Origin of the sequence: Exiguobacterium sp. HVEsp1, assembly GCF_002009685.1 — a bacterium.
Lineage (GTDB): Bacteria > Bacillota > Bacilli > Exiguobacteriales > Exiguobacteriaceae > Exiguobacterium > Exiguobacterium profundum.
Genome location: NZ_KV917367.1, coordinates 1296423 through 1318143, shown reverse-complemented (window position 1 = coordinate 1318143; position 21721 = coordinate 1296423). Strand labels below are relative to the sequence as shown.

Sequence of the window (21721 nt, the reverse complement as noted above, 5' to 3'; positions counted from 1 at the left end):
TCGGATTGCTTTCCTGTAGGAGTCGGGGCGCCGTCGGACGAGCAAAGCAAACGGTCGTCATCTGGCGGCCGTTTGTCTTTTTCTAAGACCACGACGGCCGAAGAAAAAACTCGATACTTCCTTCGAATCGATGTATCAGGGGAAAGGGAAGGTAAACGCCGAGCCCGCCCGTCATCAATCCCGAGATCATCCGCCTCGGCCCGCCGTTCAACATCCGTTCCGTTCGTCAGACCGTGAAGGATGAATCATGTCGACTTGTTGATCATCAGATCCGCCCCTGTGTGTTCTTCTCACACCATTATATGGGATGAAGGACAAAAGGTGACCAAGAACGGGCAGGCGAGACTCCTGAGGGAATAGCAAGCAAAGGGAGACCCAGCAGTGACGCAGTCGCGATGCGGCTCCCTGCTTGCCCCTAGGAAAGCGAGCCGTGTCCGGGTTGGGCATATAGAAGACATTAGACCTATACTTTGTCTACAGTCTGACGCATCGACACATTGCGTGTCGATGCGTTTTTTATGTGGTGACTTTCTGTGACTTCATTCGTTTCTTTCCTTCACGGCACATATGCAAGAGTGGGCATGCCTCACAGCCTGGGCGTTGTGCCTTGCAATGATATCGTCCGAAGAAGATGAATTGATGATGAAGTTGTGACCATTCCTCGCGTGGAAACTTTTTCATTAATGTATCCTCGACTTGGCGGACATTGTCTTTCCAGCGACAAATACCGAGACGTTTGGATACTCGTTCCACATGCGTGTCAACCGCAAACGCCGGTTCATGGAATGCAACAGAAAGGACGACATTGGCTGTCTTACGACCGACTCCAGGGAGCGCCTCCAACGATGCTCGGTCAGAAGGGACAATTCCACCATGCTCGTTCACAATTTTTTCTGAGAGTGCTTTTACATTCTTCGCTTTGTTACGGTACAGACCAATCCGTTTAATCAATGCCTCAATTTCAGACACGTCAGCCGCTGCCATCGCCTCGACAGTCGGAAACGCTTCAAACAAACCCGGTGTCACCTTGTTGACGAGTGCGTCCGTCGCTTGTGCGGAAAGCGCGACGGCGACCACCAATTCGAATGGATTTTGATGCGTCAACTCGCAATGAGCATCCGGGAACATCTGCTTCATCGTATCTGACACTTCCTGTAATTGTGCTCTCGTCAACATCACTTATTCCTCCGTTGATATTCCACGACATCCTCGAGCGATTCGACATGATGATCTTGCCAAACACGCAGGATTTTGTCCATGTATTTGAAGTTTCGCACGTTTCGAAGTTTCGCTTCCCGAAGCGCGGCCATGATGAGTTCCTCGCTAAAGCCATCTTCCGTCATCCAGCCGACGATTTGTTCAATCTCGAACGGGGTGATCGTTCCGAATTCCCGCTCAAACGTATGAATGATATTCTCATTCAGTGTCTGCTGGGGCACAACTTTCTCTTCCCCTTGTAACGCTTCGAAAAGTGGCAATAGGCTATATCGCTCACCATCACTTGAAGCGTCAATGGCGATCAACTCTTTTTGCAATAGACCGAGGAGTACTGATCGCGCCTCATTTTCCGAAACATTCAAACGTTTCCCTAACTCGCTCGGGAGCGGCATGACGATGCCCTCCCCAGTCATTTCAAGAAGATGAACGATCAGACTGAACTCGACGGGTGACAAGTCGAGGCGTCTCGCATCGGTGAACAGCTTTCGTGGAATGACGACCGGACTTTGTTCGAATAATTGAATCAATTGATGTGCATCCATGTCGCACTTCCTTTCTAAGACACATCAATCGGGGAGGACATGACGTCTTCCCCGATTAATCGTTAAGGGTGAATTCGGTTTAATAAACGTGGGAACGGAATCGCTTCACGGATGTGCTCGATTCCACTGATCCATGCGACTGTACGCTCGAGGCCAAGTCCGAAACCAGAGTGTGGGACCGAACCGTATTGACGAAGTTCAAGGTACCAATCATACGCATCCGTTTCGTCGAGACCTTCTTTGATGATTTCTTCTTTTAGACGATCGTAGTCGTCCTCACGTTGAGATCCCCCGATGATTTCACCATATCCTTCTGGAGCAATCAAGTCCGCACACAGAACGAGTTCTGGATTCTCAGGGTCTACTTTCATATAGAACGGTTTGATTTCTTTTGGCCAGTGCGTGATGAATACCGGCTGATCATGTGCGTTGGCAATCGCCGTCTCGTGCGGTGCACCGAAATCATCACCGTATTCGATGTCGTCGAATCCTTCTGCCTTCAAGAACTTGATGGCATCCTCGTAACGAACGCGTGGGAACGGCGCTTGTACTTGTGCCAATTTCTCAAGGTCACGTCCGAGAAGTTCCAATTCATTTTTACAGTTCGCAAGTGCCGACTGTGCAATGTATGAGACGTACTGCTCTTGAATCTCGAGGTTCGTGTCATGATCGACAAATGCCATCTCCGGCTCAATCATCCAGAACTCAATCAAGTGACGACGTGTTTTTGATTTTTCCGCACGGAACGTCGGACCGAACGAGAATACTTTTCCGAGGGCCATCGCCGCGGCTTCCATGTACAACTGACCCGTCTGTGAAAGGTAGGCTGACTGACCGAAATAGTCTGTCTCGAACAATTCTGTCGTCCCTTCCGGTGCACTGCTCGTAAGGATTGGCGGATCGATTTTGACGAATCCTTCTTTGTTGAAGAATTCATATGTCGCACGGATGATTTCGTTACGAACTTTCATAATCGCGTGTTGGCGACGTGAACGGAGCCATAAGTGACGGTTGTCCATCAAGAATTCCGTTCCGTGTTCTTTCGGTGTGATTGGATAATCAACCGATTCCGCAATCACTTCTAAATCTGTCACTTCCAATTCAAATCCGAGTGGTGTACGTCCGCCATCAGATTTGACATTCCCGGTGACCCAAACCGACGTTTCTTGCGTAATCCCTTTTGCAAGTGTAAATAACTCTTCCGCTACATCAGCTTTTACAACGACCGCTTGAGCAAAACCGCTACCGTCACGTAATTGAAGGAAAGCAATCTTTCCACTTGAACGTTTGTTGGCAATCCACGCGCCTACACGGACAGATTGGCCTTCATAGTCTTTAAATTGGTTAATCGAAATAGTTGTCATGTTCATTTCCATCCTTTCGCTTATCGAGCGCGCTTCGTAACGAAGTCTTCCACTCGATCGAGCGCTTCTAATACGCGTTTTAATTCAGTTGCATAGGATAATCGTACGTAATCGTCTTGTCCGAAGCCAGAACCAGGCACGAGTGCCACATTTGCTTCTTCAAGAACAGCTTCACACCAAGCATCGACAGTGTCATAGCCACTCTCTGTGGCCGCGACCTTCGCGTTGGCATATAAGTAAAATGCACCTTGCGGCTTCAAACACGTGATGCCAGGAATTTTGACGAGACGGTCGTAGACGATTTCAAGTCGTTCCTCGAAAGATTGACGCATCATTTCCACATCTTCTTGTGGTCCATTGTATGCCTCTACCGCAGCCGCTTGTGCGACAGATGTCGGGTTGGATGTCGAGTGTGAGGCCAAGTTCGTCATCGCCCCGATGATTCTTGCGTCCCCAACGGCATATCCGATTCGCCAACCTGTCATCGCGTGAGATTTCGAGACACCATTGATAATGATGGTGCGTTCACGCATATTCGGAAGGGTCGCAATCGATACGAACGACGCATCACCGTAAATCAACTTTTCGTAAATCTCATCGCTGACGACGAGAAGATTGTGGCGAAGAACGACATCGGCGAGTGCCTGTAGCTCTTCTTTCGTATAAATCATTCCCGTCGGATTGGATGGGCTGTTCAAGATGACGGCCTTCGTACGAGCAGTGATCGCACTTTCGAGTTGCGTTGGCGTCAATTTAAATGACGTCTCTTCATTCGTGTCGACCAAGACAGGTTCCCCGTCCGCCAATTTGATTTGTTCCGGATAACTGACCCAGTATGGGGCTGGGACAATCACTTCGTCCCCTTCATCTAGAATAGCTTGGAACAAAGCGTAAAGGGCATGTTTCGCACCTGAAGCCACCATCACCTCGTTGCGTTCGAACGACAATCCACTATCGCGTTTCGTCTTTTCAATGATGGCATCTTTCAACGCGACTGTCCCGCCAGATGGCGTGTATTTTGTGTCTCCATCTCGAGCGGCTTGACAAGCAGCATCGATGATTCGTTCTGGTGTGTTGAAATCAGGTTCACCCGCGCCGAGACCAATGACATCTTTGCCTGAAGCTTTCAGTGCCTTCGCCTTAGCTGTAATCGCTAAGGTAGTCGATGGTGTGAGTTGTTTTACACGTTTCGCTAATAGATGTTTCATCATAATCCCCCTCTAATTCATTACATTTGATCGGTCAATTGGACCCGTCGAATAAATTCTCCGGCCTGAAGCGTATAGTACGAATACGTATAAGACGCATCCGCTTTCGTGACCACTTCGATGAGTGCCCGTTCGTCAAAACCAACCTTACAGCTGACCAGTTGTCCGCCTGTCTCCTCAACCGACTTCGAACAGACGTCAGTAGCGTCCACTTCACCGATTTCTCGTTGCTCGATCTCCAGCTTTTTATCCAATGGGACAAACCAAATGGACTCCCCGTCTACTTCTGGGAAGACGACATACGCCTCTGTCCCATTGAACAGTTCTCCCTGACCCACTCTCGCGCCTGGAGATTCTTCAGCCAATCGTGCCATCGCCGTTTCGACGAGCTTTTCTTTTTGATTCTCTGTATGACCGATGGTGAATCGATACATCACGCTAAAGACAAGGACGACACCAATCAGTGCCGCCAGTAATGAGACGATCCATTTTGCCTTTCTGGTCATTCTGTACGATAGATGGTGAAGACCATCTCTTCCTTCTTCGGATCGTTCACTTTCTTCTCAAGTGACAAACCGAACATTAAATCCTGACTCTTTAAGGTCCGATTCAATAAGTCGACAATTTTGTAGACGTCCGCAGTCGGTTCGATGCGCACGCTCGCCAGCGTCTCAATATTCGAGTTCATATTGACTCCTCCTCCAAAAACACTATACGTATCATTATAAAACGATAATATCGTGATGCCTAGCGTTATCTGTCATTTCGTGCCACAGACTTTTCCTTCTCGTCTAAGAACAACTCTAACTCGGATAACGACGTTTCAAGCGTTCCTTCAATCCGGTCAACTTTAGGCAAGCTGTTGATGAACTGTTTGCCGTAACGCGTCGTCTCCACACGCCGGTCGAACACGAAGACGGCACCATAATCCCCTTTCGATCGAATCAATCGACCGACACCTTGTTTGAAGCGAATGACCGCTTGGGGCAAGGATAACTCAAAGAACGGTGATTTCCCCATCGCTTCAATTTTCTCAGAACGAGCTTGCATGATGGGCTGGTCGGGCGGTGCGAAGGGAAGTCTTACAATGACAAGGCATGTCAACGCCTCCCCCGGAATATCGACACCTTCCCAAAAGCTAGCTGTTCCAAAGAGAATCGACTGTTCCATCCGTTTGAACTGTTTCGTCAAGCGGCTACGTGAGCCACCGCTCACACCTTGTGCGAGAAGTGTATAAGACGGATCAAGGTGATCTTTCACTTGTTCATAAGTGAGTCGAAGCAATTCGTTCGATGTGAACAAGACGAGCATCCTTCCTTTCGTCACGTTCGCGATTTGGACAATCGACTGGGCTGTCTGGTCGACGAACTGAGGGAGCGGCACTTCATTAATCAACGGGAAGTCCGACGGTACAAACAGTTTGGCCTGTTCTTTGAAGTTGAATGGCGACGGTAAGACGACTCTTCGGACCGGTTCTCCTTCTAATCCGAGGCGTCGTTCCATAAAGCTGAACTTCCCTGAGACCGTCATCGTCGCTGATGTTAAGATTGTCGGTCGCTTCTTAAACAGACGTTCATGCAACAGAGGTCCGATTTCGACCGGTTGCGTGTACACCGAGGTTAATTTCCGATTTCCTAAATTCAGTTCGACCCAGCTGACCACATCATCGTCACGCGTCAGCATCGTCTCATAGATGACACTCTCGAGTTCGCGCACGTCTCCAATCAACGTTTTTAAATCACCGAGAAGGGCGCGCTGTTTGAACGTCATATGTTCTTTACGTTCATCGAGCAGGCGATGAAGATGTCGGAGTGACGTCCGCAACGTCCGTAGTTTGTCCTCGAGTCGATTGGCCACTTCTCGAATTGGTCTAAACGTTACCCCTTCCCGTTCGAAACGAACCGTTTGTCGAGGTTCTTTTTTCTTACCTAACGATTGAAGGGACGTCAGAAGATCTTCGAGTTCTTCTTCGACCCGAGCAAGGGCCGAATCGATCTGTTGACTGAATGCCTCTGCCTCTTCGGTTACAGATGTCAAATCGGCTAGCTGGATAATGCGAGAATGGAATTTGCCATCCGCTCCGTAGCCGAACCATTTGAAGAGACGGTCAAATTGAATCGCATCAAATGTCACACCGAAATGATGAGAGGCCACTTCTTCGACTTGATGGGCCTCATCTAATACGAGAGGCGTGTCCGTCGGTAAAATGCCTGCCTGATGCTGTAAGTCCGAGAACAGTAAGGCATGATTGGTCACAATCAGGTCCGCTTCTTTCGAGCGCAACACGGCTTTCGTGAAAAAGTCACGGCTATACCACGGATCGAACCGTCCAAAATCACTTGAAGCATCTGCTTGAATCAAACGCTTGAACGAAGCGGGTCCTTGTGTCGCTGAGCCCGGAAATGAAAGTTCCTCTAAGTCCCCGGTCTCGGTCTCAGTGAGCCAGACGAGCACCATCGCTTTACACATCGATGCCAAAAGACCATCATTCGATTCGTCGAGCACCATCTCGAACTTGCGTAAATCGATATAATTGCGTCTTCCTTTCAACAACGTGAATTCAATCTCAGGAAAAATCTGACGAAGAACAGGCAAGTCTCGATTTAACAACTGTTCTTGCAATTGAATGGTATGCGTACTAATGACGACCGGGCGTTTCGTCTCGAGGGCATGGTGGGCACTCGGAATCAAGTACGCAAGCGTCTTACCCGTTCCCGTACCCGCCTCGACTAACAATGTTTCCTCATCGTCTAACGCTTTATAGACGTGACGCATCATTTCGAATTGACTCTGTCTCGGTTCAAACTGATCAAACAGTGAAGGGAGCGTCTCTTCAATCGTCCGCAAATGGAACGGCTCGAACGGTTCACGTTCTGTCGCCGGGACGAACGCATCTACCGGTCGTCGTAACGCAATTTTGCGGTGGATATCAAAACGGGTTTCGTCGTCTGGACGAATCCCAACCTCAAGGATGATCTCATCGAGTAACGGTTCGATATGACTCGTCCATGATTCTGATAACTCTCGAAGTCGTTTCAGCGTCACCATCGGTAAATCGCGCAAACGGTCGAGCATCCGGATGAAGAGCTCTGCCGTCGCCTCTGCATCACTGAGTGCCCGATGTGCGTCTGTATGTACGAGGTCAAACGTATCCGATAGCGCTTCTAACGCATGGCTCTCTAAAGTCGGATACAGGATACGGGCCAATTCGACTGTATCAATAGCTCTCCCTTGAAACGCAAGGTAACCCGCTTGTTCAAGACTCTCGTTTAGAAAAGTTAAATCAAATGCGACGTTATGCGCGACAAATACCCGTCCATCCAGCATTTTCCAAATGTCGGGAATCACATCTTCAAATGTAGGTGCGTCACTTACATCTTCGTCACTAATCGTTGTCAATTGCGTAATAAAAGGTGGGATTGGTCGACTCGGTCGAATCAAGGTGCTGTAGCGTTCAATCACTTCGCCCTCTTGTACGACGACCGCCGCAAACTCAATCAATTCATCTCCGGACTTAACGGAATGACCCGTTGTCTCTAAATCCACAATCACATACGTGTCCATAACATCCATCCCATCTTTGGCACGCTCGTGCTTTCTGTCTGTCTCATCTTACCATAGAACGAATAACGAAAAAACGGGGATGCCTCTGTCGACACCCCCGAATCCTTCACAAAATTGTATGAGCAATCTCTTCGTAAAGAAGTTGATCGACCTCATTTTGTTCGTTCAACACGGCTACTTTTGGACGATGCGTTTTCGCCTCTTCCGCTGTCATTTGACCGTACGCCATGATGATGACCACATCACCGACCTGGAAATGACGTGCTGCCGCACCGTTCAAACAAATCACGCCTGACCCACGTTCCCCTTTGATGACATACGTCTCGATGCGAGCACCATTATGGTTGTTCGTAATGTGTACATGTTCATTCTCCATGATGCCGACCGCATCCATCAAATCCTCATCGATTGTAATCGAACCGACGTAGTGTAAGTTTGCTTCTGTCACTGTTGCTTTATGAAGCTTTGCGTGCATAAATGTACGAATCATTGGATTCATCCCTTCTTCCAAATCACATTATCAATCAATCGGGCCCGTTCAAACTGAATGGCCACCGCTAACAAGAGTTCAGTCGAGTCGCTCGAGACGGCACCGAGCGTCGGGTAATCGACAAGCTCGACGTAATCGATTTGACTGTTCGGAATCTCGTTCAAACGTTCAGTCAGCTGTCGTTTTACTTCATCAACTTGTTGACCTGCATCGAGTGCCTCTCGCGCCATCGTCAATGTGCTGAAGATTCGACTCGCCTCTACCGTTTCGACATCTGACAGGTAGACGTTTCGAGAAGATTTGGCTAGTCCTGTCTCCTCACGAATAATCGGGCAGCGTCGAATCTCTACCGGTACGAAATAATCTCGGACATATCCTTCAATCAATGCCACTTGTTGGGCATCCTTTAGACCGAAATAAGCGCGTGTCGGTTGAACAAGGTTAAATAATTTCGAGACGATTGTCAACACCCCATCAAAATGGCCGGGACGACTCGCCCCACATAATACGTCCGCCCCGTGACGAACGGTCACTCGCGCCATATCAAGGGGATACATCGTCTCCGTCGTCGGATAGAACAGGACATCGACTCCCGCTTCACGTGCCAACTTCTCATCCCGTTCAAAGTCGCGGGGATAACGGTCGAGATCTTCATTCGGTCCGAACTGTGTCGGATTGACAAAAATACTCATGACGGCGACGTCATTTTCCCGTCGCGCGTTTTCAACGAGGCTCATATGTCCTTCATGCAAATATCCCATCGTCGGCACGAACCCAATCGTTTGATCCGTTGGTAAAGCACTGCGTAATTCTTCGACGGTCGATACAATCTTCATCATTTTCCTCCATACAACGAGTCGAGCAACGACTCATCCATTGTGAACGTATGACGTTCTTGTGGGAAGTGACCGTTCTTCGTCTCTTCGACATAAGAGCGGATGGCATCCGTCGCCACTTCATTCACGTCTGCATACGCTTGGACAAATTTAGGGAGACGGTCCACCCCATATTTCAATAAGTCATGATAGACGAGCACTTGGCCGTCAACATCTGCACCTGCACCGATTCCGATGACCGGAATCGTCAGCTCTTCTGCGATCCGTTTTGCCAATTGATGAGGGACACACTCAAGGACGAGCATCTTCGCACCAGCACGCTCCGCAGCCAAGCTGTCTTGAAGGAGTGTCTCGGCAGCCTCAAGGGATTTCCCTTGTACTTTATATCCTTCTAGGACGCCAACCGATTGAGGGGTCAACCCTAAATGGGCGACACATGGCATGCCGACTTGTGTCAAACGCTCAATCGTCTGAAGCACGTCACCGGCCCCTTCTAGTTTAATGGCGTCCGCACGACCTTCTTGGAATAAGCGCGATGCTGCCTGTAACGTTCGATCGAAGTCTCCGTGATATGACGCAAACGGCATATCCACCACAACGAACGTATGTTGTGCTCCTCGGCGTACGGCTTTCGAATGATGAAGCATGTCCTCCATCGTCACTGGAATCGTCGAATCATAACCAAGGACGACCATTCCGAGTGAATCACCTACTAAAATCAAATCGACCCCTGCCGATTCAGCAAGTTTGGCTGACGGATAATCATACGCCGTCAACATGACGAGCTTTTCCTGCTCGTTCATCTTTTTTAACAATGTAGTCATCGTGTGCATCTGTTTCTCCTCCTAAACGTGGAGACAGGAAAGAATAAACGCCCTCTTACACAGATGGCAAGAAGGCGCACGAAAAACAATTTCATGGTTTTCATGAGTTAGTGTCCTTCTGTCCCTGTCATAATGATCAAGGCAGACAACTGAATGTGACAGTCTGCAAGCGCGGTACACTTCAAAAATTGATAGCGTCCGACACATTAAGTATAGTCGATGGTCTCGCTTTCATCAATCATTCCACACTGCAATCTCAGCAGAATAGACCGGTTCGACCGTTCCATCCACTTCGAGTAGCAACGCCCCCTCGTCCGAGATGCCACGCATGACACCTGTTCGCGACGTCCGGGACCCACTCAAGGTGACCGACTCATTTAAATAGGCGGCATGTTTCATCCAGTTCAAGCGAACGGGCGCAAATCCCACGTCAAGGAACCGATCGTATTCGGTCTCGAGTTCTGCCAACAGTTCTGCCAATAACTCACTGCGATGATACCGCGTCCCGGTCTCTAAATACAGGGAGGTCGCCCGGTGCGCCAACTCCGTCGGAATGTCATCGCCGTTGACATTCATTCCAAACCCTAAAATGACGGCTTGGATGCGGTCACCTTCCGTTTGCATTTCTGTCAGAATGCCTCCGATTTTCTTGCCATTTAGCAGTAAATCGTTTGGCCATTTGATGGTCACGTCAAGGTCACGTGCATTCAACGCTTTCGCAAACGCACTCGCCGCCATCAAGGTAAGCTTTGATGCGTCGCGAATGGGCAACTCCGGCCTTAAAATCACACTTGCCGCGATATTGACGTGCTTCGGATTGTACCAATTGCGACCGAGTTGTCCGCGCCCTGCCGTCTGTTCCTCGCTCATGACGAGCGTCCCCTCCGGCACGTGTTGTTGCGCCAGCTCATGGGCGATTCGTTGTGTCGTGTCGATTTGGTCAAACGCATGGACGATTTGACCGAACCGTCCCTTCCGATATGACGCAAACGCCGGTTCATCGAATCGGTCACTTTGCTCAAGCAATTGGTATCCTTTTCTTGGGATCGTATGAATCGCATAACCGTCTTGCTTAAGCGTTTCGATATGTTTCCAAATAGCGGTACGTGAAATATTTAATTGACGGGCCAACTCTTGGCCACTCCATACTTCACCATCTTGTAATAGCGTCAGAACACGCCCGCGCGTTGAAGCCATCGTTTCGCCTCCTCTTTCAATACTGTCTCATGGTTCGGTAACTCGTTTAAGATGACGCGTCGTTCGAGGTCGGCTAACAGATGCTTGATCGCTTCCCCTCGTGCCCCGAGCGCTAAGGCGTCCCGGCCGTTAAACTTTAACTCTTTCCGTGACGTCATCGGGAGCGACTGTTTCAGTTCACGGCTTCGGTCTCTCTCCCCGTTCATTCGGAAATAAGTGGAGAGCGTCTGTTCATCCGTCGCATAAATCGTCATCCGGTCAAGCCCTGTCTCACAGAGCTGTGCAAGTGTGCGTGCCTCCCGTTTGATGGCGTTCGACCGTTTCCATGGCGATAGCCAGCCGTCATCCTGTGCATGATAGAGAAAGAGTGCCCACCCGCTGACCGCGTTCACAGGGGTCCGATTGTCCTCTTGGACACGCTGCATCAGTTCGGTCGTCACGTTTGGTAAATGACGATGAATGCCGAGCTCGACCATCTCACCTAGTGCTTTCTTATACGCAGGTCCCGTCAACAGTTTCTCGAATTCGATTGCGATACGCTCCATCGCAATCTGTTCGAGCTTATGACCGAGCCCGCTCGCCGCTTCCCGCAACTCGTCATGTAAGGTGAAGTCGAGCTGTGACATGAAGCGAAGCGCGCGCATGATGCGAAGCGCGTCCTCTCCGAACCGTTCAAACGGACTGCCGACTGTTCGGATGATTCGTTCCTCTAAATCATGTTGGCCACCGAATAAATCGACCACTCGCCCATCATGGAACGCCATCGCGTTCATCGTGAAGTCCCTTCGTAATAGATCCTCTTCAAGCGACACCCCGAGTGCGACATGGTCCGGTCGTCTCGAATCCGAATATGACCCTTCTGAACGGAATGTCGTCACTTCGAACGGATGGTGGTCGAGAATGACCGTGACGGTCCCATGTTCAATACCGGTCGGAACCGACTTCGGGAACAGCGCCATCACCTCCTCCGGGAAGAGGGACGTCGCCAAATCGATATCATCGGGCAGACTCCCGAGCACGTAATCCCGAACAGCACCACCGACGATATACGCCTCGCCCCCATGCTGTTCGATGGTGTCGATGATTTGTTTTGCGTATTCCCATTCTGTCATGATGTCACCACCTGTTCATACAAGCGCTCATATTCGGTCACGATGTCATGTGAGGCGAAACGCCGGGATTTCACCAATCCATTTTGTCGGAACCGTTCTCGTAGCGAACGATTGGTCAAGAGCCGCTCCATCGCAGAGGCGGCCTGGCTCGCATCCCCTTTTGGAACGACGAAACCGTCCTCACCGTCCGTGATCACTTCAGGTAGCCCGCCCGCATCGCTCACGACAGAGGGCACACCTGTCGCCATTGCCTCGAGCGCTACGAGACCGAACGCCTCCTTGTCTGATAACAGGACGTGAACGTCACTGATTGCCAGAAGTGCGGCGACTTGTTCTTGTTTCCCGGCAAAAATGACCTGCTCTTCAAGCCCCATTTCCGTCACGAGTCGACGCATCGCACCCATGAGCGGACCGTCTCCGACGAGCAATAGTTTCTTATTCGGAACATCCATCTGATCGAACGCCTCAAGGACGAGGTCGACGCGTTTGACAGGACGGAAGTTTGAAATGTGGATGGCGACCCGGTCCTCATCCGACAAGCCGTACCGTTCCCGGAGTGTCGGGTCGAGTTGAGGCGTATACACCGATTCATCGATGAAGTTATGGATGACTTGGATCGGTAAATCACTGGCAATCCGCTCTTCTGTCTCTCGTTTCAAACTATGCGAGACCGCCGTGATCGCGTTCGATTGGCGCAATCCATAAAGAATGGCCGGTTTCAGTTCCTCGTCCTCACCGAGCACGGTAATATCGGTCCCGTGTAACGTCGACACGATCGGAGTCTTCACTCCCGCCATCTCGCGACCAAGCGCGGCACAAACGGCATGCGGTACGGCATAGTGTGCATGGATGACATCAAGCCCGAACGATTGGATGACGCTCGCGATTTTCGCTGAGAGCGTCATGTCGTACGGCGGATACCGAAAGACCGAATATTGATTGATTTCGACTTGATGGAACGTGATATTCGGGTGATAGGCGTTCAAACGAAACGGCATGCTGCTCGTAATGAAATGAACGTCATGTCCTCGGTCCGCAAGCTTCATGCCGAGCTCTGTCGCCAATATCCCAGAGCCTCCGACCGATGGATAACACAGAATCCCAATCCGATATGTCATGCGAGCTCACCTGCCTGTTTTACGACATACGGTCGAACGCGCTTCAAGCCTTCCGCATAAGCGACGCCAATCAAGCTCCCAAAATGGCGTTCACGGGCGATGACCCGTTCCACGTACGCATCGGTGAGCGGTGTCTTCACCCCATCGACGGGGGTGAACTGACTCGCGTAACATTGAAGCGCCCGTGTCTTCACTTCGATCGTGTCACTAATATCCACGCACACATCCGGTTCGACGTGAGCATTGATCATATATTGGTACACACTTTCCGGACGATATGCCTCGAGTTCGGGTAAGTACTTCCGAATCCCGGCATTAAACAGCGCCTCTGTCACGAGATGGGCGCAGGCCGCATGGTCCGGATGGCGGTCGACCTCATATGGATAGAGTAAGTGGGTTGGGCGCTCACGGCGAATCAAGGAAACGATTGCCTCGAGCTGCTCTTCTCCCCCGTCAATCCCCCGGTCTTTAAATCCTAGATTGATTCGACGGACACCAAGCACGTCATCAGCCGCACTTGCCTCCTGTCGTCTCGTTTCTACATCACCATTTGAAGAAAGTTCCGCTCTCGTCAAATCGACGTACACGACCTCAGTCTTCTCTTTCGTCCATTGGGCGGTCATGCCGGCGATCCCGATTTCGATATCGTCCGGATGTGCCCCGATGGCTACTACTTTCATCTACATCACCTCTTCTTTGAAAAGTATAGCCGACTCGTTTCTGAATGTCATATGTTCAGGGTAGTCAATCGAACTGTTTTTCGAGTACTCTATCTAAGGGGAGGTGAACCTGATGACGGTACAATTACCGATTCGTGTTCGAAATATTATTTTTATCTTAATAGGTTCTTTTATTTTTGCATTCGGCGTTTATCACTTCAACGTCCAAAACAATTTGGCCGAGGGTGGGTTCACCGGGATCACATTGATTCTCCGCGGACTATTTGATATCTCACCTTCTGTCACGAACTTGGCACTAAACATCCCGCTCTTTTTCATGAGTTACAAGTTGTTAGGTCGAACGACTTTCGTTTATACACTAATCGGGACGTTCTCCTTTTCACTTTGGTACGCACTCATCGCCAAGTATTCGACGCTCGTCATCGACTTGAAGGATGACATGGTGCTCGCCAGTTTGTTCGCCGGTCTCTTCATCGGAGTCGGTCTTGGCATCATCTTTAACAATGGCGGGACGACGGGCGGCGTCGATATCATCGCGCGACTCGTACAACGCTATATCGGCTGGTCGATTGGGAAGACGTTTCTCATCTTTGACTTCTTTGTCATCGTCCTCAGTTTGACATACCTCGACATTCGTGAGGCGATGTACACACTCCTCGCCGTCTATATCGGGGCACGCGTCATCGACTCGATGCAAGAAGGAACGTATGCCGGTAAAGCGGCGATGATCATCAGTGACCACCGCACTGCTATCGCCGACGGTATTCATGCGACGATGAACCGGGGCACGACCCGACTGCTCGCGAAAGGCGGTTATTCGAACCGAGAACTCGAGGTCTTATATGTCGTCGTCGGCCGTAACGAAGTGAACCGTTTGAAGACAATCGTCAAACAGATCGACCCGCATGCGTTCGTCACGTTCCATCACGTGTATGAAGTCGGGGGCGAAGGGTTTACGTTCGATGAAAATCGGATGCCTTTGAAATAAGCAAAAAAATCGCCTCGTTCACAGGGATGAACGGGTGATTTTTTATGGTTCGATGTGGAGCACCTCGACTTGAATCGTACCTCCTGGCGTTTCGATTTGAATTGTTTGCCCCATTGTCGCACCCATCAAACGACGACCGAGTGGCGATGTCACGGAGATGCTTCCTCGTTCTAGACCGCTTCTACCTCACTCACGATTCGATAGCGCTCGGTCTCTTCTTGTTGCATTTCCCGAATCACGACCTGATTTCCGAACGTCACGACTTCCGACTGAACGGATTCGACGATGGTCGCGTCGTCAAGGAGGCGATTCAGTTCTAATATATCCGCCTCGATCCGTTCATATTCATGTACCGCTTCACGATAGGTGACGTCTTCGCGGAAATCACAAAACTTTCGAGCTGTCCGCAACCGTTCACGCGCATCCGTCCGCTCTCTTCTTAGCATCGCAAGTCGATTTGTCAATTGGTGATGACCCGTCTCGGTCAGCTTCGGTTTCATTGACAACATTTACTTTCAACAAAAAATAAAAAAATCCCGCCTACCGACGGGATTCCATTCAATCCTATTCCTCACGTGGCATAAAGACGATGAGTGCCAAACGAATAAGTTCGGCAACCGCAACGAGCGTTGCAGCGACGTAAGTCCAAGCCGCGGCATTCAACACTTTACGTGCACCAGTCTCTTCTGTCGCCGTCACGATTCCGTGAGACGTCAATTGCGCCATCGCTCGTTTCGATGCATCGAACTCGACCGGTAACGTGATCAACTGGAACACGACCGCCCCGAGCATCATGATGACACCGAGTTGAGCCAACCCGAGTGCCCCGAATAAGAAACCACCGAGCAACAATGGGAAAGACAAGTTCGACGTGATGTTGACGACCGGAACAAGACTATGGCGGACGCGCATCATCTTATAGTCTGTCGCATCTTGAATGACGTGACCGATCTCGTGCGCAGCGATCGCGGCAGACGAGATTGTCGACCCTTGATACACTTCGCGAGACAAACGAACGACTTTATTGACCGGGTCATAGTGGTCGCTCATGAGTCCATCGACCATTTCGATTCTCACGTTGTGCACACCGTTTTGTTTCATGATGAAATCAGCGACCTGTGCACCTGTGACACCGCTTTGGAGCGGTTGTTTCAAAAACTGCTTATACGTACTTTTCACTCGCATCTGGGCCCATAAGGGGATGAGCATGATCAGTGCAAGATAGAAAATATAGCCACCTAATGACATTTTCTATTTCACCTCTGCATGTATTTGATAATTTGATTTTACATTCTTATGACCTTATTTTCAAGCGATGGGCGTAGTACGAACGCATATCCCATAAAAAAACATAATCCGGTCAACCAGAAAGAGCCGTAGCCGATCCACATGATATGTTCCGCGAGTGACGGATAGCGCGGCCATTGACCGAGCACATAATCGACGACGTCATTATGAATTACCCAAATCAATGAACAGACAAACGAAGTAATGGTCCATTTCATGAATGGTGCGTAGATGAGTGCTTGAAGCGCCATCGCACCATGAGAGACCATCAACATGACAGCCATCAAGATGGTCAAGGTCGGCGCATCCGGTGGTAACGTACCGAGATACATGATGTTCATGATTACGGCCCAGACCCCGTATTTGACCAACGTGATGAAGGCGAGTGTCTCGAACAACGGGGAGCGCTTGTTAGCTAACCAAAGTCCGAGAACAATCGTAAAGAAAAATGATGCCGTCGGACTATCCGGTACGAACAGCCAATAGATGTACGGTGTGTCACGCAATTGAGGCTCATACCAGATATATCCGTAAATCGTCCCTCCCAAGTTGATGAGCAATAAAACAGTCAGTACAATCCGATGCATCAAGAACGGTTTTAAAAACATGGGGTTCATTATCTCAATCCTTTTTCTTCAGTTTATCGTATGCGTCGTGCAGAAGTAAAAAAGTGTAGCCCGATATCCAGGCTACACTTGAAGACTTACTTGTTATTTTCGCCGCCTTCACCGTATGAAGCGATGAACTCAGACATGGCTTGGAGATCTTCATCTGAACCGTCCCACTGACCAGCTGGCATCGTACCGACACCGTTGACCGCGATTTCCGCGATCTCTTCGGCCGTATACTGCGTTCCGACGAGTGCTGGAGCCGCTGCTCCACCTTCTAGGTTTTGACCGTGACAGTTGACGCAAGATTGAGCCGAATAAATCTCATATCCTGGAGCCGCTGTATCGATTTCAGGACCTTCACCTGGAATTTGAAGCTCACCTTGTGCATGGACTTGATCCCAGTGTGTCGTTTGAACAGATTCCCAAGTCAAGTAGAAGACCGAGAGAATTCCAAGTAACATGAAACTGATCGCGACTGGTCGTTTCGCCGGTCGACGCTCAAGACCTTGGTCAAGCCATGGTGCAACGAGAAGTGCCGTGAACGCCAAACCTGGAATAATGACTGTGCCGAGTAAGATCCAGTCCCCAGCAGCGAATTGATATTTGAGTAATTGATACAAGAACAAGAAATACCAGTCCGGCAACGGAATGTATGACGTGTTCGTTGGATCGGCGATATTTTGAAGCGGTGGTGCCTCGACAATTGTCAAAGCGATGAATCCGATCAAGAAGACCGACCCTACCATCCACTCTTTGAGCAAGAAGTTCGGCCAGAACGCCTCTGTGCGTCCTGGGTATTCTGAATAGTCTTTTGCAATGTTTTGTTTCCGATTCGAGATTCCTACTCGAGAGTCGGTTACAAATTTCATCCCTTTACCGCGATGCATATCGTTTCTCCTCCTTTTTCTCCTCGAATCGGCTTATAGCGGTCCAGAAACCCCTTGTTTACGAATCATCAAGAAGTGGGCTCCCAACAGTCCGAACAATGCCGCCGGTAAGAAGAAGACGTGAATTGCGAAGAATCGTGCGAGTGTGCTCGCCCCGACAATCTCACCACCAGCGAGAAGTGTCTTCGCAATACCACCGATAACCGGTACACTTTCAGCGATTTGAAGCGTAACTTTTGTTGCGAACAATGCCTTCATGTCCCATGGAAGCAAGTATCCTGTGAGTCCGAGCGCCAAGACGACGAAGAACAAGAGAACACCGACGACCCAGTTGAGCTCACGCGGCTTCTTATACGATCCTGTGAAGAACACGCGGAGCGTATGTAAGAATAACATGACGATGGCTACAGATGCGCCCCAGTGGTGCATCCCACGAACGATTTGTCCGTGCGCGATCTCATTTTGCAAATAATACACCGACGCGTGCGCGTTGATGATATCTGGTACGTAATACATCGTCAAGAACATCCCTGAAAGGATCTGGATGACGATTGTAAAGAACGTCAAACCGCCAAAACAATAGACAAATGCAGAGAAGTGATGAGCAGGGTTGACGTGTTCCGGTACTTCATGGTCTGCGATATCGCGCCAGAGCGGTGTGATGTCTACGCGTTCATCGACCCAGTCATAAATTTTTTGTAACATCGGCTAGTTCCCCCTCTCATTACTGAGCGACTGGACTACCTAAATATAGGAAGCCGTCTTTTTCTTCTTTTTCATAACGTGCAAGTGGTGCTGTCGGTGGTGTACCTGGGATGTTCGTTCCATCTTTTTCATAACGTCCCAAGTGACATGGACAGAAGAATTCTGTTGGACGAGTCGGGTCACCAGCGTAGGCTACCTGACAACCTAGGTGTGTACAAATCGGAGAAAGCGCGACAATCTCGCCACTATCTGTTTTGTAAACCCATGCTGAAAGCGTTTCTTCAAATTCATACCAAGCATCTTGTGTTTGTTTCTTAAAGTCGACACGTTGCGGCTCAGTCGTGATGTCATCAAGACTCATTACTTTTACTTTGTCGCCTGCACCGGATTTTTTCAAAACCGGATCGATCGCAAAGTTGACCATCGGACTGATCAATGTTGCCGCCATAAAGCCACCTACTCCAGTCAGTGTGTACGTTAAGAACTGACGGCGCGTGACTTTTGACCCATTTTGAGCCATTTCGTTCCCCCCTCATTCGTGTGCATAACCCCATAATTCTTTATGCATTCTTCACAAAAATTTCTCACTCAACAAAATAGTATATCAATAAAACCTCTACGTCAACCGCTTCATGTCGCCATCCAACGGCTCGAAAGTTCCGTGATGACTTGCGTCGCAAAATTCTGGACCATCGTGTGCGCCTGATCGCTTGACATCGATCCAAGCGCGAGCGGCGGTACGAACAAAACCGGCAAATCAAATGCTTTGAAACGGACGTCTGACGCGATAAACAATACGTGAGAAAATCCGGATGAATTTGCTTTCGCCACCACATCCTGCGCCAACTTCACACCAGCTTCCACATCGGTGTAACTGATGGTCGGGCTGAGCATCGTTCGACCAGATAATTGACGTTCTGTCTCAGCCGTGACGGCATGAATCACTTCATAGCTTTCGGCTTTACGAACCATATCTTCACCAAACGCCAATTCTGCGAGCGGAACGATGAGCGTATCGACGTATTGTCGTTCGGCAATCGAGCGGAGTGCCCCTTGACTATCGAACCTCATCTTTTCCCTCCTCTCCTTCATATCTCATCATGTCTATTGTAGCGTACATGACTTCGCTCACCTTTCAAAGTTATGAACGAACTGTGAAATAAATGTGTATTCCTACGTAATTAATATACCAAAAAACAAGCGCCTACCGGAACGGAAGCGCTTGTTTTTTTCAAAATAATTTAGATGCTCGCACTTGATGAAGTTGAGTCGTCAGATTGCGGAATAAATTCTCGTCTCGTCGGTCGAGCGCTTTATCGATTTCAATCAGCAATCGCTCTTCTTCAAATTGAGCAACCGATGCTTGAATGACCGTTTGAGCAGAGGAAGAGACTTCGTCTCTCACTTCTGCCACTGGTTCAAACGGATTCTGTTCGACGATGTCGACCCAGTTCTCATCGATCATCATGCCTTGAAAATTTAACTCTACATAGATTGGCCCATCGTGTAGACGGATGTCATGATAAGCCTTCTCAGGATTCATGGTCACAAGGTCTCCCCGTCGGTATCGAAACGGTTCACCGTCAAACCCGTACGCTGTCATCACGAGACTTCGTGGTGAGACTGAAGCGTTTGTCACGAAATGAACGTTGCCAAGCTTTTCAGGATGTCTTAACCAATAGTCAAGAATCCACTTTGCTTCACGTTTCCGAAGCGTATGATGAGCGACGAATCGCTTCAAAAAATTACGTTTCCGCTCGACCATCTGACCTCATTCCCTTCCCTTATTCATTCTACGTCATCAGACAATTGTTCGAGCTGTTCTTCGAGCAATTGGCGATCATCGAGATCGACCACCAATGCAAGCGATTGCTCGACCACACGTCGCGCATCTTGTCTACGACCTTCCTCTATCAACAGTGTAGCCCATTCCGTCACAAATGACACGTCCTCTTTCATCATCGGCTCAATTGAGGCATACAGACTGACCGCTTCGTCATACGCTTCGAGCTCATATTTCGCCTTCGCCTTGTACCATGTCATGAGCGGCGACGTCGTATGATCTTCGAGTGCATCGATGGTTTCGAGAACGTCATCGAATTCTCCTGATTCAAATAAAATCGACAAGAGCAATTCTGTCGCTTGTAACGATTCTGGATTTAACACGAGCGCCTCACGCAGTTCTTTAATGGCACCGTCCCGATTTCCGAGTTTGAGAAGCAGCCTTGCTTTGACGTGCCGCAGTTCATCATTATAATCGTCGCGCGTGATGCCTTGATCGACGATCTCGATGGCCTCTTCCGTTTGCCCGATTGCATCGAGTGCCTCGGTATAAGGCAAGTAGAGCGACGTGAAGTCTGGGTCCATCGCCTGAAGCTCTTTGAACTGCTTGATCGCAACTTCCTCACGTCCGATCCGATGAGCCGTCATCGCATGACCGAAGACGGTGTTCAAATCGCGATGTGTGGCCCGCTCGTATTCCTCGAGCGCCTCTTCAAACGATCCGACCATCGTGAGGGCCTCCGCGTAATCCGCTTGATAGTCGATTTCAGCCGGCAACTTCATCTTCGGAAGACGCGCATAAAGTGGAATGGCTTGTTCAAATGAACCGGTCGAGGCATACAATTCAGCCAATCCATAGATGAGTAAAGGTTCATCCGGATTTTTCTCGAGCGCCTCCATCAGTTTCTTCACTGCCACTTCATCCAATCCTTGCGATTGATACAGGTCAGCGAGGAGGACGAGGCTCCTCACTTGCGTATCTGCGTCATCCGATTTGATTTTTTCAAGCACGGCAATCGCTTCCTCTTCACGGTCACTATCTAAATACGCTTCCGCCAGCGATAAGGCGACATTCGGGTCTCCCTCATAGTCGACGTATAGCTTTGAGAGAACAGCTGTCGCCCGGTCGGCAAGACCTAACTCTAAATAGAGGTCGGCGATGGCTAAACGGTCATCATCCGACCCTTCCTTCTCAAGTTCTTCTAGATGCATGAGTGCATGTTCCGTCTCACCTGACTCAAGCATCTCGATTATATGTGTTAAAGCTGATTCATCTAGCATGGTTCGTCCTCCTGGGCTTCGGTTTGT

25 protein-coding genes are annotated in these 21721 nt (G+C 49.5%); 1 reads left to right on the top strand and 24 read right to left on the bottom strand.

Features of this window, described 5'->3' with window-relative positions; translation table 11 throughout:
• Positions 1–516: 516 nt before the first annotated feature.
• From nth to bshB1, 14 genes are all read right to left on the bottom strand, one after another.
• A complete protein-coding gene (gene nth, locus BV910_RS06785) occupies positions 517–1176 on the bottom strand; it encodes an endonuclease III (protein WP_074037165.1) in 660 nt (219 codons plus the stop codon).
• Positions 1176–1760, bottom strand: coding sequence for a DnaD domain-containing protein (locus BV910_RS06780; RefSeq protein WP_078146757.1), 585 nt, complete (start codon positions 1758–1760; stop codon positions 1176–1178). The genes nth and BV910_RS06780 overlap by 1 nt, the downstream gene beginning before the upstream one ends.
• Positions 1761–1822: 62 nt before the next feature.
• Positions 1823–3124: an asparagine--tRNA ligase gene (gene asnS / locus BV910_RS06775; protein WP_145977441.1), complete on the bottom strand. Its 1302-nt coding sequence runs from the start codon at positions 3122–3124 to the stop codon at positions 1823–1825.
• 20 nt (positions 3125–3144) lie between these two features.
• Positions 3145–4332: a pyridoxal phosphate-dependent aminotransferase gene (locus BV910_RS06770; protein ID WP_078146756.1), complete on the bottom strand. Its 1188-nt coding sequence runs from the start codon at positions 4330–4332 to the stop codon at positions 3145–3147.
• Between the two features lie 20 nt (positions 4333–4352).
• Entirely contained in the window at positions 4353–4838 is a 486-nt protein-coding gene (locus tag BV910_RS06765; RefSeq protein WP_078146755.1) for a hypothetical protein, read from the bottom strand.
• Entirely contained in the window at positions 4835–5020 is a 186-nt protein-coding gene (locus tag BV910_RS06760) for a YpmA family protein (protein ID WP_015881492.1), read from the bottom strand. Before BV910_RS06760 ends, BV910_RS06765 begins: the two co-directional genes overlap by 4 nt.
• Positions 5021–5085: 65 nt before the next feature.
• The gene (dinG, locus tag BV910_RS06755) at positions 5086–7896 is read right to left on the bottom strand and encodes an ATP-dependent DNA helicase DinG (protein WP_078146754.1); all 2811 of its coding nucleotides are present in this window, start codon (positions 7894–7896) and stop codon (positions 5086–5088) included.
• 106 nt (positions 7897–8002) lie between these two features.
• Positions 8003–8386 (bottom strand): aspartate 1-decarboxylase, encoded by a 384-nt coding sequence (panD, locus tag BV910_RS06750; RefSeq protein WP_015881490.1) that lies wholly within the window; start codon positions 8384–8386, stop codon positions 8003–8005.
• Between the two features lie 5 nt (positions 8387–8391).
• The gene (gene panC / locus BV910_RS06745; RefSeq protein WP_078146753.1) at positions 8392–9222 is read right to left on the bottom strand and encodes a pantoate--beta-alanine ligase; all 831 of its coding nucleotides are present in this window, start codon (positions 9220–9222) and stop codon (positions 8392–8394) included.
• Positions 9222–10055, bottom strand: coding sequence for a 3-methyl-2-oxobutanoate hydroxymethyltransferase (gene panB / locus BV910_RS06740; protein WP_078146752.1), 834 nt, complete (start codon positions 10053–10055; stop codon positions 9222–9224). The genes panC and panB overlap by 1 nt, the downstream gene beginning before the upstream one ends.
• A 225-nt stretch (positions 10056–10280) precedes the next feature.
• The gene (locus tag BV910_RS06735; RefSeq protein ID WP_078146751.1) at positions 10281–11243 is read right to left on the bottom strand and encodes a biotin--[acetyl-CoA-carboxylase] ligase; all 963 of its coding nucleotides are present in this window, start codon (positions 11241–11243) and stop codon (positions 10281–10283) included.
• Positions 11216–12355 (bottom strand): CCA tRNA nucleotidyltransferase, encoded by a 1140-nt coding sequence (locus BV910_RS06730; RefSeq protein WP_078146750.1) that lies wholly within the window; start codon positions 12353–12355, stop codon positions 11216–11218. The genes BV910_RS06735 and BV910_RS06730 overlap by 28 nt, the downstream gene beginning before the upstream one ends.
• Positions 12352–13473: an N-acetyl-alpha-D-glucosaminyl L-malate synthase BshA gene (gene bshA, locus BV910_RS06725; RefSeq protein ID WP_078146749.1), complete on the bottom strand. Its 1122-nt coding sequence runs from the start codon at positions 13471–13473 to the stop codon at positions 12352–12354. The genes BV910_RS06730 and bshA overlap by 4 nt, the downstream gene beginning before the upstream one ends.
• A complete protein-coding gene (bshB1, locus tag BV910_RS06720; RefSeq protein ID WP_015881484.1) occupies positions 13470–14153 on the bottom strand; it encodes a bacillithiol biosynthesis deacetylase BshB1 in 684 nt (227 codons plus the stop codon). The genes bshA and bshB1 overlap by 4 nt, the downstream gene beginning before the upstream one ends.
• Before the next feature lie 112 nt (positions 14154–14265).
• On the opposite strand from bshB1, the gene BV910_RS06715 reads away from it, so the two are divergent.
• Entirely contained in the window at positions 14266–15141 is an 876-nt protein-coding gene (locus tag BV910_RS06715; RefSeq protein ID WP_078146748.1) for a YitT family protein, read from the top strand.
• Between the two features lie 42 nt (positions 15142–15183).
• On the opposite strand, the gene BV910_RS14900 is transcribed toward BV910_RS06715, so the two are convergent.
• The 10 genes from BV910_RS14900 to BV910_RS06670 all read right to left on the bottom strand — a co-directional run bounded on the left by BV910_RS14900 (position 15184) and on the right by BV910_RS06670 (position 21694).
• Complete coding sequence (locus tag BV910_RS14900; protein WP_240499810.1) at positions 15184–15294, bottom strand: GreA/GreB family elongation factor; 111 nt, start codon at positions 15292–15294, stop codon at positions 15184–15186.
• A 17-nt stretch (positions 15295–15311) separates the two neighbouring features.
• Positions 15312–15641, bottom strand: a complete 330-nt coding sequence (locus BV910_RS06710) for a GreA/GreB family elongation factor (RefSeq protein ID WP_240499809.1) — start codon at positions 15639–15641, stop codon at positions 15312–15314.
• A gap of 64 nt (positions 15642–15705) precedes the next feature.
• Positions 15706–16389, bottom strand: a complete 684-nt coding sequence (locus BV910_RS06705) for a zinc metallopeptidase (RefSeq protein WP_015881481.1) — start codon at positions 16387–16389, stop codon at positions 15706–15708.
• A gap of 38 nt (positions 16390–16427) precedes the next feature.
• A complete protein-coding gene (locus BV910_RS06700) occupies positions 16428–17045 on the bottom strand; it encodes a DUF1405 domain-containing protein (protein WP_078146747.1) in 618 nt (205 codons plus the stop codon).
• Between the two features lie 86 nt (positions 17046–17131).
• On the bottom strand, positions 17132–17926 hold the full coding sequence (locus tag BV910_RS06695; protein ID WP_015881479.1) for a menaquinol-cytochrome c reductase cytochrome b/c subunit: 795 nt from the start codon (positions 17924–17926) through the stop codon (positions 17132–17134).
• Positions 17927–17959: 33 nt separating this feature from the next.
• Positions 17960–18631 (bottom strand): menaquinol-cytochrome c reductase cytochrome b subunit, encoded by a 672-nt coding sequence (qcrB, locus tag BV910_RS06690; protein WP_015881478.1) that lies wholly within the window; start codon positions 18629–18631, stop codon positions 17960–17962.
• A 19-nt stretch (positions 18632–18650) separates the two neighbouring features.
• On the bottom strand, positions 18651–19151 hold the full coding sequence (locus BV910_RS06685) for a QcrA and Rieske domain-containing protein (RefSeq protein WP_015881477.1): 501 nt from the start codon (positions 19149–19151) through the stop codon (positions 18651–18653).
• A gap of 110 nt (positions 19152–19261) precedes the next feature.
• Positions 19262–19702 carry a YpiF family protein gene (locus BV910_RS06680; RefSeq protein WP_015881476.1) on the bottom strand — a complete coding sequence of 147 codons (441 nt, stop codon included), beginning with the start codon at positions 19700–19702 and terminating at the stop codon, positions 19262–19264.
• 160 nt (positions 19703–19862) lie between these two features.
• Positions 19863–20396, bottom strand: coding sequence for a ReoY family proteolytic degradation factor (locus tag BV910_RS06675; RefSeq protein WP_015881475.1), 534 nt, complete (start codon positions 20394–20396; stop codon positions 19863–19865).
• 23 nt (positions 20397–20419) lie between these two features.
• Positions 20420–21694 (bottom strand): tetratricopeptide repeat protein, encoded by a 1275-nt coding sequence (locus tag BV910_RS06670; protein ID WP_078146746.1) that lies wholly within the window; start codon positions 21692–21694, stop codon positions 20420–20422.
• Between the last annotated feature and the right edge of the window lie 27 nt (positions 21695–21721).

Coding starts and splice junctions, on each gene's coding strand:
- BV910_RS06670 (WP_078146746.1), bottom strand. CDS start 21,694: ATGCTAGATGAATCAGCTTTAACACATATAATCGAGATGCTTGAGTCA.
- panD (WP_015881490.1), bottom strand. CDS start 8,386: ATGATTCGTACATTTATGCACGCAAAGCTTCATAAAGCAACAGTGACA.
- qcrB (WP_015881478.1), bottom strand. CDS start 18,631: ATGTTACAAAAAATTTATGACTGGGTCGATGAACGCGTAGACATCACA.
- BV910_RS06675 (WP_015881475.1), bottom strand. CDS start 20,396: ATGGTCGAGCGGAAACGTAATTTTTTGAAGCGATTCGTCGCTCATCAT.
- bshA (WP_078146749.1), bottom strand. CDS start 13,473: ATGACATATCGGATTGGGATTCTGTGTTATCCATCGGTCGGAGGCTCT.
- panB (WP_078146752.1), bottom strand. CDS start 10,055: ATGCACACGATGACTACATTGTTAAAAAAGATGAACGAGCAGGAAAAG.
- panC (WP_078146753.1), bottom strand. CDS start 9,222: ATGAAGATTGTATCGACCGTCGAAGAATTACGCAGTGCTTTACCAACG.
- BV910_RS06700 (WP_078146747.1), bottom strand. CDS start 17,045: ATGAACCCCATGTTTTTAAAACCGTTCTTGATGCATCGGATTGTACTG.
- dinG (WP_078146754.1), bottom strand. CDS start 7,896: ATGGACACGTATGTGATTGTGGATTTAGAGACAACGGGTCATTCCGTT.
- BV910_RS06730 (WP_078146750.1), bottom strand. CDS start 12,355: ATGACAGAATGGGAATACGCAAAACAAATCATCGACACCATCGAACAG.
- BV910_RS06770 (WP_078146756.1), bottom strand. CDS start 4,332: ATGAAACATCTATTAGCGAAACGTGTAAAACAACTCACACCATCGACT.
- BV910_RS06710 (WP_240499809.1), bottom strand. CDS start 15,641: ATGAAACCGAAGCTGACCGAGACGGGTCATCACCAATTGACAAATCGA.
- BV910_RS06695 (WP_015881479.1), bottom strand. CDS start 17,926: ATGCATCGCGGTAAAGGGATGAAATTTGTAACCGACTCTCGAGTAGGA.
- BV910_RS06760 (WP_015881492.1), bottom strand. CDS start 5,020: ATGAACTCGAATATTGAGACGCTGGCGAGCGTGCGCATCGAACCGACT.
- bshB1 (WP_015881484.1), bottom strand. CDS start 14,153: ATGAAAGTAGTAGCCATCGGGGCACATCCGGACGATATCGAAATCGGG.
- BV910_RS06715 (WP_078146748.1), top strand. CDS start 14,266: ATGACGGTACAATTACCGATTCGTGTTCGAAATATTATTTTTATCTTA.
- nth (WP_074037165.1), bottom strand. CDS start 1,176: ATGTTGACGAGAGCACAATTACAGGAAGTGTCAGATACGATGAAGCAG.
- BV910_RS06705 (WP_015881481.1), bottom strand. CDS start 16,389: ATGTCATTAGGTGGCTATATTTTCTATCTTGCACTGATCATGCTCATC.
- BV910_RS06765 (WP_078146755.1), bottom strand. CDS start 4,838: ATGACCAGAAAGGCAAAATGGATCGTCTCATTACTGGCGGCACTGATT.
- asnS (WP_145977441.1), bottom strand. CDS start 3,124: ATGACAACTATTTCGATTAACCAATTTAAAGACTATGAAGGCCAATCT.
- BV910_RS06685 (WP_015881477.1), bottom strand. CDS start 19,151: ATGGCTCAAAATGGGTCAAAAGTCACGCGCCGTCAGTTCTTAACGTAC.
- BV910_RS06780 (WP_078146757.1), bottom strand. CDS start 1,760: ATGGATGCACATCAATTGATTCAATTATTCGAACAAAGTCCGGTCGTC.
- BV910_RS06680 (WP_015881476.1), bottom strand. CDS start 19,702: ATGAGGTTCGATAGTCAAGGGGCACTCCGCTCGATTGCCGAACGACAA.
- BV910_RS06735 (WP_078146751.1), bottom strand. CDS start 11,243: ATGGCTTCAACGCGCGGGCGTGTTCTGACGCTATTACAAGATGGTGAA.